Annotated in this window: 24 protein-coding genes and 1 pseudogene; all 25 read right to left on the bottom strand. The window is 65.7% G+C overall.

The features are described 5' to 3' along the window. Window positions 1–209, bottom strand: a pseudogene (locus ACGFYN_RS22805) (DNA-directed RNA polymerase subunit alpha); the annotation flags it as partial. Between the two features lie 126 nt (window positions 210–335). Further along, a complete protein-coding gene (rpsK, locus tag ACGFYN_RS22810; RefSeq protein WP_003956432.1) occupies window positions 336–740 on the bottom strand; it encodes a 30S ribosomal protein S11 in 405 nt (134 codons plus the stop codon). A 70-nt stretch (window positions 741–810) separates the two neighbouring features. After that, complete coding sequence (gene rpsM / locus ACGFYN_RS22815; protein WP_037680379.1) at window positions 811–1,191, bottom strand: 30S ribosomal protein S13; 381 nt, start codon at window positions 1,189–1,191, stop codon at window positions 811–813. Between the two features lie 193 nt (window positions 1,192–1,384). After that, window positions 1,385–1,498: a 50S ribosomal protein L36 gene (gene rpmJ / locus ACGFYN_RS22820; protein WP_003974245.1), complete on the bottom strand. Its 114-nt coding sequence runs from the start codon at window positions 1,496–1,498 to the stop codon at window positions 1,385–1,387. Between the two features lie 59 nt (window positions 1,499–1,557). Then, complete coding sequence (gene infA / locus ACGFYN_RS22825; RefSeq protein WP_003948620.1) at window positions 1,558–1,779, bottom strand: translation initiation factor IF-1; 222 nt, start codon at window positions 1,777–1,779, stop codon at window positions 1,558–1,560. Window positions 1,780–1,932: 153 nt separating this feature from the next. After that, on the bottom strand, window positions 1,933–2,769 hold the full coding sequence (gene map / locus ACGFYN_RS22830) for a type I methionyl aminopeptidase (RefSeq protein WP_393867686.1): 837 nt from the start codon (window positions 2,767–2,769) through the stop codon (window positions 1,933–1,935). A 97-nt stretch (window positions 2,770–2,866) separates the two neighbouring features. Beyond that, window positions 2,867–3,529, bottom strand: a complete 663-nt coding sequence (locus tag ACGFYN_RS22835; RefSeq protein WP_393867687.1) for an adenylate kinase — start codon at window positions 3,527–3,529, stop codon at window positions 2,867–2,869. Beyond that, window positions 3,529–4,842: a preprotein translocase subunit SecY gene (gene secY / locus ACGFYN_RS22840; protein WP_393867688.1), complete on the bottom strand. Its 1,314-nt coding sequence runs from the start codon at window positions 4,840–4,842 to the stop codon at window positions 3,529–3,531. The genes ACGFYN_RS22835 and secY overlap by 1 nt, the downstream gene beginning before the upstream one ends. 189 nt (window positions 4,843–5,031) lie before the next feature. Beyond that, complete coding sequence (gene rplO / locus ACGFYN_RS22845; protein WP_003974249.1) at window positions 5,032–5,487, bottom strand: 50S ribosomal protein L15; 456 nt, start codon at window positions 5,485–5,487, stop codon at window positions 5,032–5,034. A 2-nt stretch (window positions 5,488–5,489) separates the two neighbouring features. Next, window positions 5,490–5,672, bottom strand: coding sequence for a 50S ribosomal protein L30 (gene rpmD / locus ACGFYN_RS22850; protein WP_276110728.1), 183 nt, complete (start codon window positions 5,670–5,672; stop codon window positions 5,490–5,492). 2 nt (window positions 5,673–5,674) lie between these two features. Next, entirely contained in the window at window positions 5,675–6,280 is a 606-nt protein-coding gene (gene rpsE, locus ACGFYN_RS22855; RefSeq protein WP_266598918.1) for a 30S ribosomal protein S5, read from the bottom strand. A 41-nt stretch (window positions 6,281–6,321) separates the two neighbouring features. After that, window positions 6,322–6,705, bottom strand: a complete 384-nt coding sequence (gene rplR, locus ACGFYN_RS22860) for a 50S ribosomal protein L18 (protein ID WP_393867689.1) — start codon at window positions 6,703–6,705, stop codon at window positions 6,322–6,324. Window positions 6,706–6,708: 3 nt separating this feature from the next. After that, entirely contained in the window at window positions 6,709–7,248 is a 540-nt protein-coding gene (gene rplF / locus ACGFYN_RS22865; RefSeq protein WP_389423037.1) for a 50S ribosomal protein L6, read from the bottom strand. A gap of 24 nt (window positions 7,249–7,272) precedes the next feature. Then, window positions 7,273–7,671, bottom strand: a complete 399-nt coding sequence (rpsH, locus tag ACGFYN_RS22870; protein WP_007384075.1) for a 30S ribosomal protein S8 — start codon at window positions 7,669–7,671, stop codon at window positions 7,273–7,275. 212 nt (window positions 7,672–7,883) lie between these two features. Further along, entirely contained in the window at window positions 7,884–8,069 is a 186-nt protein-coding gene (locus tag ACGFYN_RS22875; protein WP_003948630.1) for a type Z 30S ribosomal protein S14, read from the bottom strand. A gap of 5 nt (window positions 8,070–8,074) precedes the next feature. Continuing rightward, window positions 8,075–8,632 (bottom strand): 50S ribosomal protein L5, encoded by a 558-nt coding sequence (rplE, locus tag ACGFYN_RS22880; protein WP_020135807.1) that lies wholly within the window; start codon window positions 8,630–8,632, stop codon window positions 8,075–8,077. After that, window positions 8,632–8,955, bottom strand: a complete 324-nt coding sequence (rplX, locus tag ACGFYN_RS22885) for a 50S ribosomal protein L24 (RefSeq protein ID WP_129307392.1) — start codon at window positions 8,953–8,955, stop codon at window positions 8,632–8,634. The genes rplE and rplX overlap by 1 nt, the downstream gene beginning before the upstream one ends. Window positions 8,956–8,957: 2 nt before the next feature. Next, window positions 8,958–9,326, bottom strand: a complete 369-nt coding sequence (gene rplN / locus ACGFYN_RS22890; protein ID WP_003998823.1) for a 50S ribosomal protein L14 — start codon at window positions 9,324–9,326, stop codon at window positions 8,958–8,960. Window positions 9,327–9,437: 111 nt separating this feature from the next. Beyond that, the gene (gene rpsQ, locus ACGFYN_RS22895; RefSeq protein WP_016434628.1) at window positions 9,438–9,725 is read right to left on the bottom strand and encodes a 30S ribosomal protein S17; all 288 of its coding nucleotides are present in this window, start codon (window positions 9,723–9,725) and stop codon (window positions 9,438–9,440) included. Further along, the gene (gene rpmC, locus ACGFYN_RS22900) at window positions 9,725–9,949 is read right to left on the bottom strand and encodes a 50S ribosomal protein L29 (RefSeq protein WP_003998824.1); all 225 of its coding nucleotides are present in this window, start codon (window positions 9,947–9,949) and stop codon (window positions 9,725–9,727) included. The genes rpsQ and rpmC overlap by 1 nt, the downstream gene beginning before the upstream one ends. After that, the gene (gene rplP, locus ACGFYN_RS22905) at window positions 9,949–10,368 is read right to left on the bottom strand and encodes a 50S ribosomal protein L16 (protein WP_007494765.1); all 420 of its coding nucleotides are present in this window, start codon (window positions 10,366–10,368) and stop codon (window positions 9,949–9,951) included. Before rplP ends, rpmC begins: the two co-directional genes overlap by 1 nt. A 5-nt stretch (window positions 10,369–10,373) precedes the next feature. Then, a complete protein-coding gene (rpsC, locus tag ACGFYN_RS22910; protein WP_003998826.1) occupies window positions 10,374–11,195 on the bottom strand; it encodes a 30S ribosomal protein S3 in 822 nt (273 codons plus the stop codon). Then, complete coding sequence (rplV, locus tag ACGFYN_RS22915) at window positions 11,195–11,542, bottom strand: 50S ribosomal protein L22 (RefSeq protein WP_189958136.1); 348 nt, start codon at window positions 11,540–11,542, stop codon at window positions 11,195–11,197. The genes rpsC and rplV overlap by 1 nt, the downstream gene beginning before the upstream one ends. Window positions 11,543–11,586: 44 nt before the next feature. Continuing rightward, window positions 11,587–11,868: a 30S ribosomal protein S19 gene (gene rpsS / locus ACGFYN_RS22920; protein WP_030567256.1), complete on the bottom strand. Its 282-nt coding sequence runs from the start codon at window positions 11,866–11,868 to the stop codon at window positions 11,587–11,589. Window positions 11,869–11,880: 12 nt separating this feature from the next. Continuing rightward, on the bottom strand, window positions 11,881–12,717 hold the full coding sequence (rplB, locus tag ACGFYN_RS22925; RefSeq protein ID WP_393867690.1) for a 50S ribosomal protein L2: 837 nt from the start codon (window positions 12,715–12,717) through the stop codon (window positions 11,881–11,883). Window positions 12,718–12,725: the final 8 nt, after the last annotated feature.

Below are 12,725 nucleotides of genomic sequence, written 5' to 3' on the forward strand. Positions count from 1 at the left end.
TTGACGCCCGGCACGGTGGTGAACTCGTGCAGGACACCGTCGACACGGATGGACGTGACCGCCGCACCCGGAATCGAGGAGAGGAGCGTGCGGCGCAGGGAGTTGCCGAGGGTGTAGCCGAAGCCCGGCTCCAGCGGCTCGATCACGAACCGGGAGCGGAACTCGTCGACGACCTCTTCGGCCAGCGAGGGACGCTGAGCGATCAGCATGAAGTGAATCCTTCAGTTCAGGGGCACCCACTATTTGATGCCCTGAGGTACTTCAAGGGTACGGGCGGTACGGCTCCATACAGTGCCGTACCGCCCGAGACCCCGAAACCAGCGGAGCGCTGCGCGTCAGACGCGGCGGCGCTTCGGCGGACGGCAGCCGTTGTGCGGGGTCGGGGTGACGTCCTGGATGGAGCCGACCTCGAGGCCCGTGGCCTGCAGGGAGCGGATGGCGGTCTCACGACCGGAACCCGGGCCCTTGACGAACACGTCGACCTTGCGCATGCCGTGCTCCTGGGCGCGGCGGGCGGCCGACTCGGCAGCCATCTGCGCGGCGAACGGCGTGGACTTCCGGGAGCCCTTGAAGCCGACGTGGCCGGCGGAGGCCCAGGAGATCACGTTGCCGGACGGGTCCGTGATGGAGACGATCGTGTTGTTGAACGTGCTCTTGATGTGCGCGTGGCCGTGAGCGACGTTCTTCTTTTCCTTGCGGCGCACCTTCTTGGCAGCGCCCTGACGACCCTTGGGGGGCATCTACAAACTCCTACGGGGAGGTGGTCGGTCCTACAGCGAAGACCGCTGATGAAGCGTTGTCCGCCGAGGACTACTTCTTGCCCGGCTTCTTCTTGCCGGCGATGGCGCGACGCGGGCCCTTGCGGGTGCGGGCGTTCGTGCTGGTGCGCTGACCGCGGACGGGCAGACCGCGACGGTGACGGAGACCCTGGTAGCAGCCGATCTCGACCTTGCGGCGGATGTCGGCCTGGATCTCGCGACGGAGGTCACCCTCGGTCTTGATGTTGTTGTCCACGTACTCGCGGATCGCGACCAGCTGCTCTTCGCTCAGGTCACGAACACGGGTGTTCGGGTCGATGCCCGTCTCCGCCAGCGTCAGCTGCGAAAGGGTCCGGCCGATGCCGAACACGTAGGTGAGGGCGACCTCCACGCGCTTTTCGCGCGGGATGTCAACACCGGAAACGCGTGCCACTTCAATGGCTCCTGGTGATCTTCGGAGGTCTTCCGCAGAACCGTTTCCCAGCCGCCGTACCAGGTACGAACTGGGTCCCCGGCCTCCGAGCCGGGGGTGTCAGGCGCCTTCGGCACCTGGGATCTGCGTATGAACAATTCAGCTCGCGTCGCGCGAATCTCTGCGATGTCGATGCAGAGGGATAGGTCGTGCGTCAGCCCTGGCGCTGCTTGTGGCGCGGGTTGTCGCAGATGACCATGACCCGACCGTGACGGCGGATCACCCTGCACTTGTCGCAGATCTTCTTGACGCTCGGCTTGACCTTCATGGGATTGAGGTTCTCCGGGTCAGTGCCACCACCCCGTGTGAGCGGGATGCGGGCAAGATCTACTTGTAGCGGTAGACGATCCGGCCACGCGTCAGGTCGTAAGGAGACAACTCCACCACGACCCGGTCGTCAGGGAGGATGCGGATGTAGTGCATACGCATCTTGCCGCTGATGTGTGCCAGGACCTGGTGGCCGTTCTGGAGCTCGACCTTGAACATGGCGTTCGGCAGAGACTCGACGACAGTGCCCTCGATCTCGATGGCACCTTGCTTCTTGGCCACGCTTCGCCCTTCGAATCGACTACCTTGATCGACTCTCGATGCTTTCCCTTACGGGCGCATGCGGACATGCGGGTGCACGAGAGCCGACGAGTCAGTCTACGTCAGGGCACCCGGAAAGACGAATCGAGCAAGTCTGCCCCAGCATGGAGATCGTTATGCGAGAGGATCCGGCGCAGCCGTGATTCCGAGCTCCGCCAGCTTCGCCTTGCCGCCGTCCGGGGACGTGAGGACCAGGGGGCCCTCCTCGGTCAGCGCGACCGAGTGCTCCCAGTGGGAGGACCAGGTGCCGTCCGTGGTGATGACCGTCCAGTCGTCGGAGAGGACCTCGGTCTTCGGGGTGCCGAGGGAGACCATCGGCTCGATCGCGAGGCAGAAGCCGGGGACCAGCTTGGGGCCCTTGCCGCGGCGGCGGTCGACGTAGTTCAGCAGGTGCGGGTCCATGTGCATCTCGGTGCCGATGCCGTGGCCGCCGTAGTCCTCGATGATCCCGTACTTGCCGCCGCCCGGCTTCGGCTGGCGGCGGATGTAGGTCTCGACGGCGCGGGAGACGTCGACGAGGCGGTTGCCCTGCTTCATCGCCGCGATACCGGCCCACATGGACTCCTCGGTGACCCGGGAGAGCTCGATCAGCTCCGGAGCGTGACCCGAGCCCACGAAGGCGGTGTACGCCGCGTCCCCGTGCCAGCCGTCGATGATCGCGCCGCAGTCGATGGAGATGATGTCGCCGTCCTTCAGGACGACCTCGTCGGACGGGATGCCGTGGACGACGACCTCGTTGACAGAGGTGCAGATCGTCGCGGGGAAGCCGCCGTAGCCGAGGAAGTTGGGCTTGGCGTCGTGCTCGGCGAGTACCTTGCGCGCGACCTGGTCCAGGTCCTTGGTGGAGGCGCCGGGCACCGCCGCTTCACGCGTCGCCGCGTGGATGGCGGCGACGACCAGCCCCGCCTCGCGCATCTTGGCGATCTGCTCGGGGCTCTTGATCTGCACCATGGGGTCCTGCGCTCTCCGTCACTTCGACTGCCGGTTACCAACACAACACTACGGCCGTGACGCCCCTTCGGGTGCCACGGCCGTAACAGGCGGACGACTACTTGCCCTCGTCCTCGCGCTTGAGTGCTTCCAGCGCCCGCTGCGTGACCTCGTCCACCGGGCCCAGGGAGGAGATCGTGACGACCAGGCCCTGCGCCTTGTAGTAGTCGATGATCGGCTCGGTCTGCGTGTGGTAGACCTCGAGCCGCTTGCGGACGGTCTCCTCGGAGTCGTCGTCGCGCTGGTAGAGCTCCCCGCCGCAGACGTCGCAGACGCCTTCCTTCTTCGCGGGGCTGTACGTCACGTGGAACACGTGCGCGGAGTCGTTACGGCAGATGCGCCGGCCGGCGATCCGCTTGACGACCTCTTCCTCGGGGACCTCGAGGTCGAGCACGGCGTCCAGCTTGATGGTCTCGGTCTTGAGCAGCTCGTCGAGCGCCTCGGCCTGCGAGACGTTGCGCGGGAAACCGTCGAGCAGGAAGCCGTTCTCCGCGTCCGGCTGCTCCATGCGGTCCTTGGCCATCGCGATGGTCACCTCGTCGGGGACGAGGTTGCCGGCGTCCATGTAGGACTTCGCGAGTTTCCCGAGCTCCGTCTGCCGGCTGATGTTCGCTCGGAACAGATCGCCCGTGGAGATGTGGGGGATCGACAGCTTCCCGGCAAGACGCGTGGCCTGAGTGCCCTTTCCAGCACCCGGCGGCCCGACGAGGACGATTCGCATCAGCGGAGGAACCCTTCGTAATTGCGCTGCTGAAGCTGGCTCTCGATCTGCTTCACCGTCTCAAGACCCACACCCACGATGATCAGGATGCTCGTCCCGCCGAAGGGGAAGTTACCGGATGCCCCGAACCCGACCAACGCCATCGTTGGTACAAGAGCGATCAGCCCCAGATACAGCGAACCCGGCCAGGTGATCCGGTTGAGTACGTAGCTGAGGTACTCAGCGGTCGGTCGGCCAGCCCGGATGCCCGGGATGAAGCCACCATACTTCTTCATGTTGTCGGCGACTTCTTCGGGGTTGAAGGAGATCGCCACGTAGAAGAACGCGAAGAAAACGATCAGCAAGAAGTAGCTGACCAGGTAAATCGGATGGTCGCCCTTGGTGAGGTTCTGTTCGACCCAGGTCTTCCAGCCGGCCTTGCTGCCGGAGAACTGAGCGACCAGGGCCGGGATGTAGAGCAGCGACGACGCGAAGATGACGGGAATCACACCCGCCTGGTTGACCTTCAGCGGGATGTAGGTCGACGTACCGCCGTAGGAACGGCGGCCGATCATCCGCTTCGCGTACTGAACGGGGATGCGCCGCTGGGCCTGCTCGACGAAGACCACCAGACCGACCATGACCAGGCCGACCAGGATGACGGTGCCGAACTCGATCCAGCCGCCCGCCAGGGTGCCCTGCTTCTTGATGGCCCACAGCGCGGAGGGGAAGGTTGCGGCGATCGAGATGAACATCAGGATCGACATGCCGTTGCCGATACCGCGGTCGGTGATCAGCTCGCCGAGCCACATCACCACGGCCGTACCGGCGGTCATGCAGATGACCATCGTGACGGTGGTGAAGATCGCCTGGTCCGGGACGATGCTGGACGCGACCGTGCAGCCGGAGAAGAGGGCGCCGCTGCGGGCGGTGGCCACCAGGCCCGTGCCCTGCAGGATGGCGAGCGCCACCGTGAGGTAACGGGTGTACTGAGTGATCTTCGCCGTACCGGCCGAGCCCTCCTTCTTGAGGGCTTCGAGTCGCGGGATCACCACGGTCAGCAGCTGGAGAATGATGCTCGCCGTGATGTACGGCATGATGCCGAGCGCGAAGACCGTGATCTGCAGCAGCGCGCCGCCGCTGAACATGTTGACCAGACCGAACAGGCCCTGGTTGCCGGACGCCTGGTCGACACAGCTCTGGACGGCCTGGTAGTTGACGCCGGGGATCGGGATGTGTGTACCGACCCGGTACACCACGATGATGGCGAGCGTGAAGAGCAGCTTCTTGCGCAGGTCGGGCGTCCTGAACGCCCGGGCGAACGCGGTGAGCACGGTGCCTCCTGCGACCCCCGCGCAAAGCGTCAAGGGTGACGGTCTTGAGGTTCGACGGATACAAAGAAGAACAGTGCTGGCTACCTTACCGGCGGCACAGCTTCCCGTGGAACGACCAACCGGGGATACCCCTTTGTGGGATATCCCCGGTCGGGATCGTTCAGGTCATCGAGTGGTCGCCTGAGTGACTCAGACGAGCTCGGTGACGGTGCCGCCGGCGGCGGTGATCTTCTCCTTGGCGGAGCCGGAGACGGCGTCGACCGTCACCTGCAGCGCCACGGAGATCTCGCCCTGGCCGAGGACCTTGACGAGGCTGTTCTTGCGAACGGCACCCTTGGCCACCAGGCCCTCGACGGTGACTTCGCCACCCTCGGGGTAGAGCGCGGCCAGCTTGTCGAGGTTCACGACCTGGAACTCGGTCTTGAACGGGTTCTTGAAGCCCTTCAGCTTCGGAAGACGCATGTGGAGGGGCATCTGCCCACCCTCGAAGCGCTCCGGAACCTGGTAGCGGGCCTTCGTGCCCTTGGTACCACGACCGGCCGTCTTACCCTTCGACGCCTCACCACGACCGACACGGGTCTTGGCGGTCTTGGCGCCCGGGGCGGGACGGAGGTTGTGGATCTTGAGCGGGTTGTTCTCCGCCATGATCAGTCGACCTCCTCGACCGTCACGAGGTGACGGACATGGCGCACCATGCCGCGGAACTCGGGGCGGTCCTCCTTGACGACCACGTCACCCAGGCGCTTGAGGCCCAGGGAACGCAGGGTGTCACGGTGGTTCTGCTTGCTGCCGATGTAGGACTTGACCTGCGTAATCTTGAGCTGCGCCATGATTACGCACCCGCCCCGGCGCGTGCACGGAGAAGAGCCGCGGGAGCGACGTCCTCGAGCGGCAGGCCACGGCGGGCCGCGACCTCCTCGGGACGCTGCAGGCCCTTGAGGGCCTCCACGGTCGCGTGCACGATGTTGATCGCGTTGTCGGAGCCGAGCGACTTCGACAGGATGTCGTGGATACCGGCGCACTCGAGCACGGCGCGCACCGGGCCACCGGCGATAACACCGGTACCGGGGGACGCGGGCTTGAGCAGCACGACGCCGGCAGCCTTCTCACCCTGGATCGGGTGCGGGATGGTGCCCTGGATACGGGGGACCTTGAAGAAGTGCTTCTTGGCCTCCTCAACACCCTTGGCGATGGCGGCCGGCACCTCCTTGGCCTTGCCGTAACCGACACCCACGGTGCCGTCACCGTCGCCCACCACGACCAGCGCGGTGAAGCTGAAGCGACGACCACCCTTCACAACCTTGGCGACGCGGTTGATCGCGACGACGCGCTCAACGTACGCGGTCTTCTCGGCGGCGGCGTTGCCACCGTCGCGACCCTTCCGGTCCCGCCGCTCGCCGCCACCGGCACCGCCACCGCGGCGCTGGGGTCCAGCCATTGGAATTACCTCTCTCTGTTTCCGCTAGCTACGGAACCGACTCAGAACTTGAGTCCGGCTTCGCGGGCGGCGTCCGCCAGGGCAGCGATGCGCCCGGCGTACTGGTTACCACCACGGTCGAACACGACAGCCTCGACGCCGGCAGCCTTGGCGCGCTCGGCGACCAGGGCGCCGACCTGCTTGGCCTGCGCGGACTTGTCGGCCTCGCCACCGCGGATCGACGTGTCCAGGGTGGACGCCGACGCCAGGGTGTGACCCTTGATGTCGTCGATCACCTGGGCCACGATGTGGCGGTTCGAGCGGGTAACGACCAGACGCGGACGCTCCGCCGTTCCGTTGATGTTCTTACGGATCCGGATGTGGCGGCGCTTGATCGCGGCGCGCTTGTAGGCGTCGCCCTTGAGGATCTTCTGTCCGTATGCCATGGCTTACTTACCCGCCTTTCCGACCTTGCGGCGGATGACTTCGCCCTCGTACTTGACGCCCTTGGCCTTGTACGGGTCGGGCTTGCGCAGCTTGCGGATGTTGGCCGCAACCTCGCCGACCTTCTGCTTGTCGATGCCCTCGACCTGGAAGCGGGTCGGGTTCTCCACCTTGAAGGTGATTCCCTCGGGCGCCTCGACGGTGATCGGGTGGCTGTAGCCGAGAGCGAACTCGAGGTTCGAACCCTTGGCCTGCACGCGGTAACCGACACCGCTGATCTCGAGCTTCTTCACGTAACCCTGGGTCACGCCGGTGATCATGTTCGCCACCAGCGTGCGGGACAGGCCGTGCAGGGCCTTGCTCTGACGCTCGTCGTTGGGGCGGGTGACGTTCAGAACGCCGTCCTCACCCTTGGCGATCTCGATCGGCGCCACGACGGTGTGGGTCAGCGTGCCCTTGGGGCCCTTGACCGAGACCGTCTGGCCGTCGATGGTGACGTCCACGCCGGCGGGAACCGTGATGGGGAGCTTGCCAATACGCGACATAGCTGTTTCCTCCGTTCCCTTCCGCTACCAGACGTAGGCGAGGACTTCCCCGCCTACGCCCTTCTTGCCGGCCTGCTTGTCGGTGAGGAGCCCGTGCGACGTGGAGATGATCGCCACGCCGAGGCCGCCGAGCACCTTCGGCAGGTTGGTGGACTTCGCGTACACCCGGAGACCGGGCTTGGAGATCCGCTTGATGCCCGCGATGGAGCGCTCACGGTTCGGGCCGAACTTCAGCTCGAGGACGAGGTTCTTGCCGACCTCGGCGTCCTCGACCTTCCAGCCCGTGATGAAGCCCTCCTGCTGGAGGATCTCCGCGATGTGAGACTTGATCTTGGACGCCGGCATCGTCACAGAGTCGTGGTACGCCGAGTTCGCGTTCCGCAGACGAGTCAGCATGTCTGCGATCGGATCAGTCATGGTCATGAATTGGCCTTCGGCCTCTCTCGCCGGGGTTTCCAGGTGCCCATCCCTCTCCTCGATCCGAGACGAGGCGGGTGCGGTGCGGTGGACCTACGGCGTAGTAAGTCGTACGGGCGACCGTCAGGCGCCCAACCCTCCAAGCCTAAGCCATGGAGGGGAGGGCGCCTGACACGCCCATTGCTTACCGAGAGCCCTGAGAATCCCTAAAAGGGGGATTACCAGGAGCTCTTGGTCACGCCCGGCAGCTCGCCACGGTGAGCCATCTCACGAAGGCACACGCGGCACAGGCCGAACTTGCGGTACACGGAGTGGGGACGGCCGCAGCGCTGGCAGCGCGTGTAGCCACGCACGCCGAACTTGGGCTTGCGAGCAGCCTTCGCGATCAGAGCCTTCTTCGCCATCTCGCTCACGCCTCCTTGAAGGGGAAGCCGAGGTGACGAAGGAGCGCACGGCCCTCAGCGTCGTTGGTCGCCGTGGTGACCACGGTGATGTCCATGCCCCGGGTACGGTCGATCTTGTCCTGGTCGATCTCGTGGAACATGACCTGCTCGGTGAGACCGAAGGTGTAGTTGCCACGGCCGTCGAACTGCTTGGGGGACAGACCACGGAAGTCGCGGATGCGCGGAAGCGCGAGCGACAGGGTGCGGTCCAGGAACTCCCACATGCGGTCGCCACGGAGCGTGACGTGGGCACCGATCGGCTGACCCTCACGCAGCTTGAACTGCGCGATGGACTTGCGGGCCTTGGTGACGGCCGGCTTCTGACCGGTGATGGTGGTCAGGTCGCGGATCGCGCCCTCGATCAGCTTCGAGTCACGGGCGGCGTCGCCGACACCCATGTTGACCACGATCTTGACGAGGCCGGGGATCTGCATGACGTTCTCGTACTTGAACTCGTCACGCAGCTTGCCCGCGATCTCCTCGCGGTACTTCGTCTTGAGACGCGGAGTGGTGGTGGTAGCCATCAGATGTCCTCACCCGTCCGCTTGGCAACGCGGATCTTGTTGCCCTCGTCGTCGAAGCGGTAACCGACACGCGTGACGACCTTGTTGCCGTCCTTCTCCACGACCAGCTGAACGTTGGACACGTGGACAGGGGCCTCGGTGGTCACGATGCCGCCGGCCTGCGAACCGCTGGCGGTCGGGCCGGCCTTGGTGTGCTTCTTGACCCGGTTGACACCCTCGACCAGGACGCGGTCCTCGCGGGGGTAGGCCGCGATGACCTTGCCCTGCTTGCCCTTGTCCTTGCCGGTGATGACCTGAACCAGGTCGCCCTTCTTGATCTTCATGCTTACAGCACCTCCGGCGCGAGCGAGATGATCTTCATGAACTTCTTCTCGCGCAGCTCACGCCCGACCGGGCCGAAGATGCGGGTGCCGCGAGGGTCGCCGTCGTTCTTCAGAATGACGGCGGCGTTCTCGTCGAAGCGGATGTACGAGCCGTCCGGACGGCGGCGCTCCTTGACGGTGCGAACGATGACCGCCTTGACGACGTCACCCTTCTTCACGTTGCCACCGGGGATCGCGTCCTTGACGGTGGCGACGATGACGTCACCGATGCCCGCGTAGCGGCGACCGGAGCCACCGAGCACACGGATGCAAAGGATTTCCTTCGCACCAGTGTTGTCGGCGACACGAAGTCGCGACTCCTGCTGGATCACGTCTATCTCCTGTTTGTCTGCCGGTTCCCGGCAGGGGCTCCCCCCAAGGGGGTGGCGCCCCTGCCGAGCCTGGCGGAACTGTCCTGCGGAGCAACTGCCCCGCAGGAATTGCTACTTGGCCTTCTCGAGGATCTCTACGACGCGCCACCGCTTCGTGGCGGACAGCGGCCGGGTCTCCGCGAGGAGGACACGGTCGCCGACGCCGGCGGCGTTCTGCTCGTCGTGCGCCTTGAGCTTGTTCGTACGGCGGATGACCTTGCCGTACAGCGCGTGCTTCACACGGTCCTCGACGGCGACGACGACGGTCTTGTCCATCTTGTCGCTGACGACGAGACCCTCACGGGTCTTGCGGAAGCCGCGCGCGGCCTTCGTCTCTTCAGTCACGTTGCTCTCGCTCATCAGGCGCTCTCCACCGTCTCGATGCCCAGCTCGCGCTCACGCATCAGGGTGTAGATCCGCGCGATGTCCTTGCGGACGGCCTTGAGCCGACCGTGGTTCTCGAGCTGACCCGTCGCCGCCTGGAAGCGGAGGTTGAACAGCTCTTCCTTGGCTTCGCGGAGCTTCGCCAGAAGCTCCTCGTCACCCAGTTCGCGCAGCTCGGACGCCTTGGTACCGGCCGACATCACGCTTCACCTGCCTCGCGCTTGACGATCCGGCACTTCATCGGCAGCTTGTGGGCCGCACGGGTAAGCGCCTCACGGGCGATCTTCTCGTTGGGGTACGACAGCTCGAACATCACGCGTCCGGGCTTGACGTTGGCGATCCACCACTCCGGCGAACCCTTACCGGAACCCATGCGGGTCTCGGCAGGCTTCTTGGTGAGGGGACGGTCCGGGTAGATGTTGATCCAGACCTTGCCACCACGCTTGATGTGACGCGTCATGGCGATACGAGCGGCCTCGATCTGACGGTTCGTCACATACGCCGGGGTGAGCGCCTGGATGCCGTACTCGCCGAACGCAACCGTCGTGCCACCCTTGGCAGCGCCGCTGCGTCCCGGGTGGTGCTGCTTGCGGTGCTTGACCCTACGGGGGATCAGCATTTCGGTCAGGCCTCCGTTCCGGTGCTCTCAGCCGGAGCGGACGCGGGAGCCTCGGCCTTGGGGGCCTCGGCGCCGGCAGCCTGCTGCGGCTTGCGACCGCGCCGCTCGCCACCACGGCCACCACGGGCCGGGCGGTCGGCACCACCACGGGCCGGGCGGTTACCCGCACGGGCCGCAGCGTTCTCGGCGCGGACCTCGGCGATGTTCTTGACGTCGCCCTTGTAGATCCAGACCTTCACGCCGATGCGGCCGAAGGTCGTCTTGGCCTCGAAGAAGCCGTAGTCCACGTTCGCGCGGAGCGTGTGCAGGGGCACGCGGCCCTCGCGGTAGAACTCCGAGCGGGACATCTCGGCGCCGCCGAGGCGACCGCCGCACTGGATCTTGATGCCCTTGGCGCCGGCCTTCATCGCCGACTGCATGCTCTTACGCATGGCGCGGCGGAAGGAGACGCGGGAGGAGAGCTGCTCGGCAACGGCCTGGGCAACCAGCTGAGCGTCGGTCTCGGGGTTCTTGACCTCGAGGATGTTCAGCTGGACCTGCTTGCCCGTGAGCTTCTCGAGGTCACCGCGGATGCGGTCGGCCTCGGCGCCACGGCGGCCGATGACGATGCCCGGACGAGCGGTGTGGATGTCCACACGCACGCGGTCACGGGTGCGCTCGATCTCCACCTTCGAGATACCGGCGCGCTCCATGCCGGACGTCATCATCCGACGGATGGCGACGTCTTCCTTGACGTAGTCCTTGTACAGCTTGTCGGCGTACCAACGCGACTTGAAGTCGGTCGTGACACCGAGCCGGAACCCATGCGGGTTAACCTTCTGGCCCATTACCGGGTTCCTTCCTTGCTGCTGACGACCACGGTGATGTGGCTGGTCCGCTTGCGGATCCGGTAGGCACGGCCCTGGGCACGCGGCCGGAACCGCTTCAGGGTCGGGCCCTCGTCGACGTACGCCTCGGAGATGAAGAGGCTGTCGGCGTCGGTGTGGTCGTAGTTGTGCGCGGCGTTGGCGATGGCGCTGTCCAGCACCTTGCCGACGGGCGCGGAGGCTGCCTGCGGAGCGAATCGCAGAACAGCCTGAGCCTCCGTGGCATCCATGCCACGGATAAGGTCCACCACGCGGCGGGCCTTCATGGGCGTAACGCGGATGTACCGCGCCTGGGCCCTGGCTTCCATGGTTGTCCCTCTCAGTTACTTACGTGTCTGAATGCGATCCGCTGCTAGCGGCGCTTCGACTTCCGGTCGTCCTTGACGTGACCCCGGAAGGTGCGCGTCGGCGAGAACTCGCCGAGCTTGTGGCCGACCATCGACTCGGTGACGAACACCGGGATGTGGGTCTTGCCGTTGTGCACCGCGATCGTGTGGCCGAGCATGGCCGGGACGATCATCGAGCGACGGGACCAGGTCTTGATGACGTTCTTGGTGCCGGCTTCGTTCTGGGCGTCCACCTTCTTTACGAGGTGGTCGTCGACGAAGGGCCCCTTCTTGAGACTGCGCGGCATCTAAACCCGCTCCTAGCGCTTCTTGTTCGTCTTGCGGCGGCGGACGATGTACTTGTTCGACGCCTTCTTGGGCGAACGAGTACGACCCTCCTTCTGACCCCAGGGGCTGACCGGGTGGCGACCACCGGAGGTCTTGCCCTCACCACCACCGTGGGGGTGGTCAACCGGGTTCATCGCCACACCGCGAACGGTCGGGCGGACGCCCAGCCAGCGCTTGCGGCCGGCCTTGCCCCAGTTGATGTTGCTCTGCTCGGCGTTGCCGACCTCGCCGACCGTGGCGCGGCAGCGCTGGTCGACCAGGCGGATCTCACCGGACGGCATGCGGAGGTGGGCCATCGAGCCCTCCTTCGCGAGCAGCTGCACGGAGGCACCGGCGGAACGGGCGAACTTGGCGCCACCGCCCGGACGAAGCTCCACGGAGTGGATCGTCGTACCGACCGGGATGTTGCGCAGCGCCAGGTTGTTCCCGGGCTTGATGTCGGCGCCCGGACCGTTCTCGATCCGGTCGCCCTGGCTCAGACCCCGCGGCGCCAGGATGTAGCGCTTCTCGCCGTCCGCGTAGTGGAGCAGCGCGATGCGCGCGGTGCGGTTGGGGTCGTACTCGATGTGCGCGACCTTCGCCGGCACGCCGTCCTTGTCGTGACGACGGAAGTCGATCACTCGGTAGGCGCGCTTGTGGCCACCGCCCTGGTGGCGGACGGTCACACGACCGGAATTGTTACGGCCGCCCTTGCTGTGCAGCGGGCGAACCAGCGACTTCTCCGGCGTGGACCGCGTGACCTCGACGAAGTCGGCGACGCTGGAGCCACGACGGCCCGGCGTAGTCGGCTTGTACTTGCGGATTCCCATTTCTCAGT

This window comes from Streptomyces sp. NPDC048419 (assembly GCF_043200415.1).
In the GTDB taxonomy this organism is placed as follows: Bacteria; Actinomycetota; Actinomycetes; order Streptomycetales; family Streptomycetaceae; genus Streptomyces.

Bases quoted from the DNA above. Each gene is read 5' to 3' on its own strand.
- rpsK (WP_003956432.1), bottom strand. From the start codon at position 740: ATGCCCCCCAAGGGTCGTCAGGGCGCTGCCAAGAAGGTGCGCCGCAAG.
- rpmJ (WP_003974245.1), bottom strand. From the start codon at position 1,498: ATGAAGGTCAAGCCGAGCGTCAAGAAGATCTGCGACAAGTGCAGGGTG.
- map (WP_393867686.1), bottom strand. From the start codon at position 2,769: ATGGTGCAGATCAAGAGCCCCGAGCAGATCGCCAAGATGCGCGAGGCG.
- ACGFYN_RS22835 (WP_393867687.1), bottom strand. From the start codon at position 3,529: ATGCGAATCGTCCTCGTCGGGCCGCCGGGTGCTGGAAAGGGCACTCAG.
- rplO (WP_003974249.1), bottom strand. From the start codon at position 5,487: ATGGCGGAGAACAACCCGCTCAAGATCCACAACCTCCGTCCCGCCCCG.
- rpmD (WP_276110728.1), bottom strand. From the start codon at position 5,672: ATGGCGCAGCTCAAGATTACGCAGGTCAAGTCCTACATCGGCAGCAAG.
- rpsE (WP_266598918.1), bottom strand. From the start codon at position 6,280: ATGGCTGGACCCCAGCGCCGCGGTGGCGGTGCCGGTGGCGGCGAGCGG.
- rplR (WP_393867689.1), bottom strand. From the start codon at position 6,705: ATGGCATACGGACAGAAGATCCTCAAGGGCGACGCCTACAAGCGCGCC.
- rplF (WP_389423037.1), bottom strand. From the start codon at position 7,248: ATGTCGCGTATTGGCAAGCTCCCCATCACGGTTCCCGCCGGCGTGGAC.
- rpsH (WP_007384075.1), bottom strand. From the start codon at position 7,671: ATGACCATGACTGATCCGATCGCAGACATGCTGACTCGTCTGCGGAAC.
- ACGFYN_RS22875 (WP_003948630.1), bottom strand. From the start codon at position 8,069: ATGGCGAAGAAGGCTCTGATCGCGAAGGCTGCTCGCAAGCCCAAGTTC.
- rplE (WP_020135807.1), bottom strand. From the start codon at position 8,632: ATGGCTACCACCACCACTCCGCGTCTCAAGACGAAGTACCGCGAGGAG.
- rplX (WP_129307392.1), bottom strand. From the start codon at position 8,955: ATGAAGATCAAGAAGGGCGACCTGGTTCAGGTCATCACCGGCAAGGAC.
- rpsQ (WP_016434628.1), bottom strand. From the start codon at position 9,725: ATGAGCGAGAGCAACGTGACTGAAGAGACGAAGGCCGCGCGCGGCTTC.
- rpmC (WP_003998824.1), bottom strand. From the start codon at position 9,949: ATGTCGGCCGGTACCAAGGCGTCCGAGCTGCGCGAACTGGGTGACGAG.
- rplP (WP_007494765.1), bottom strand. From the start codon at position 10,368: ATGCTGATCCCCCGTAGGGTCAAGCACCGCAAGCAGCACCACCCGGGA.
- rpsC (WP_003998826.1), bottom strand. From the start codon at position 11,195: ATGGGCCAGAAGGTTAACCCGCATGGGTTCCGGCTCGGTGTCACGACC.
- rplV (WP_189958136.1), bottom strand. From the start codon at position 11,542: ATGGAAGCCAGGGCCCAGGCGCGGTACATCCGCGTTACGCCCATGAAG.
- rpsS (WP_030567256.1), bottom strand. From the start codon at position 11,868: ATGCCGCGCAGTCTCAAGAAGGGGCCCTTCGTCGACGACCACCTCGTA.
- rplB (WP_393867690.1), bottom strand. From the start codon at position 12,717: ATGGGAATCCGCAAGTACAAGCCGACTACGCCGGGCCGTCGTGGCTCC.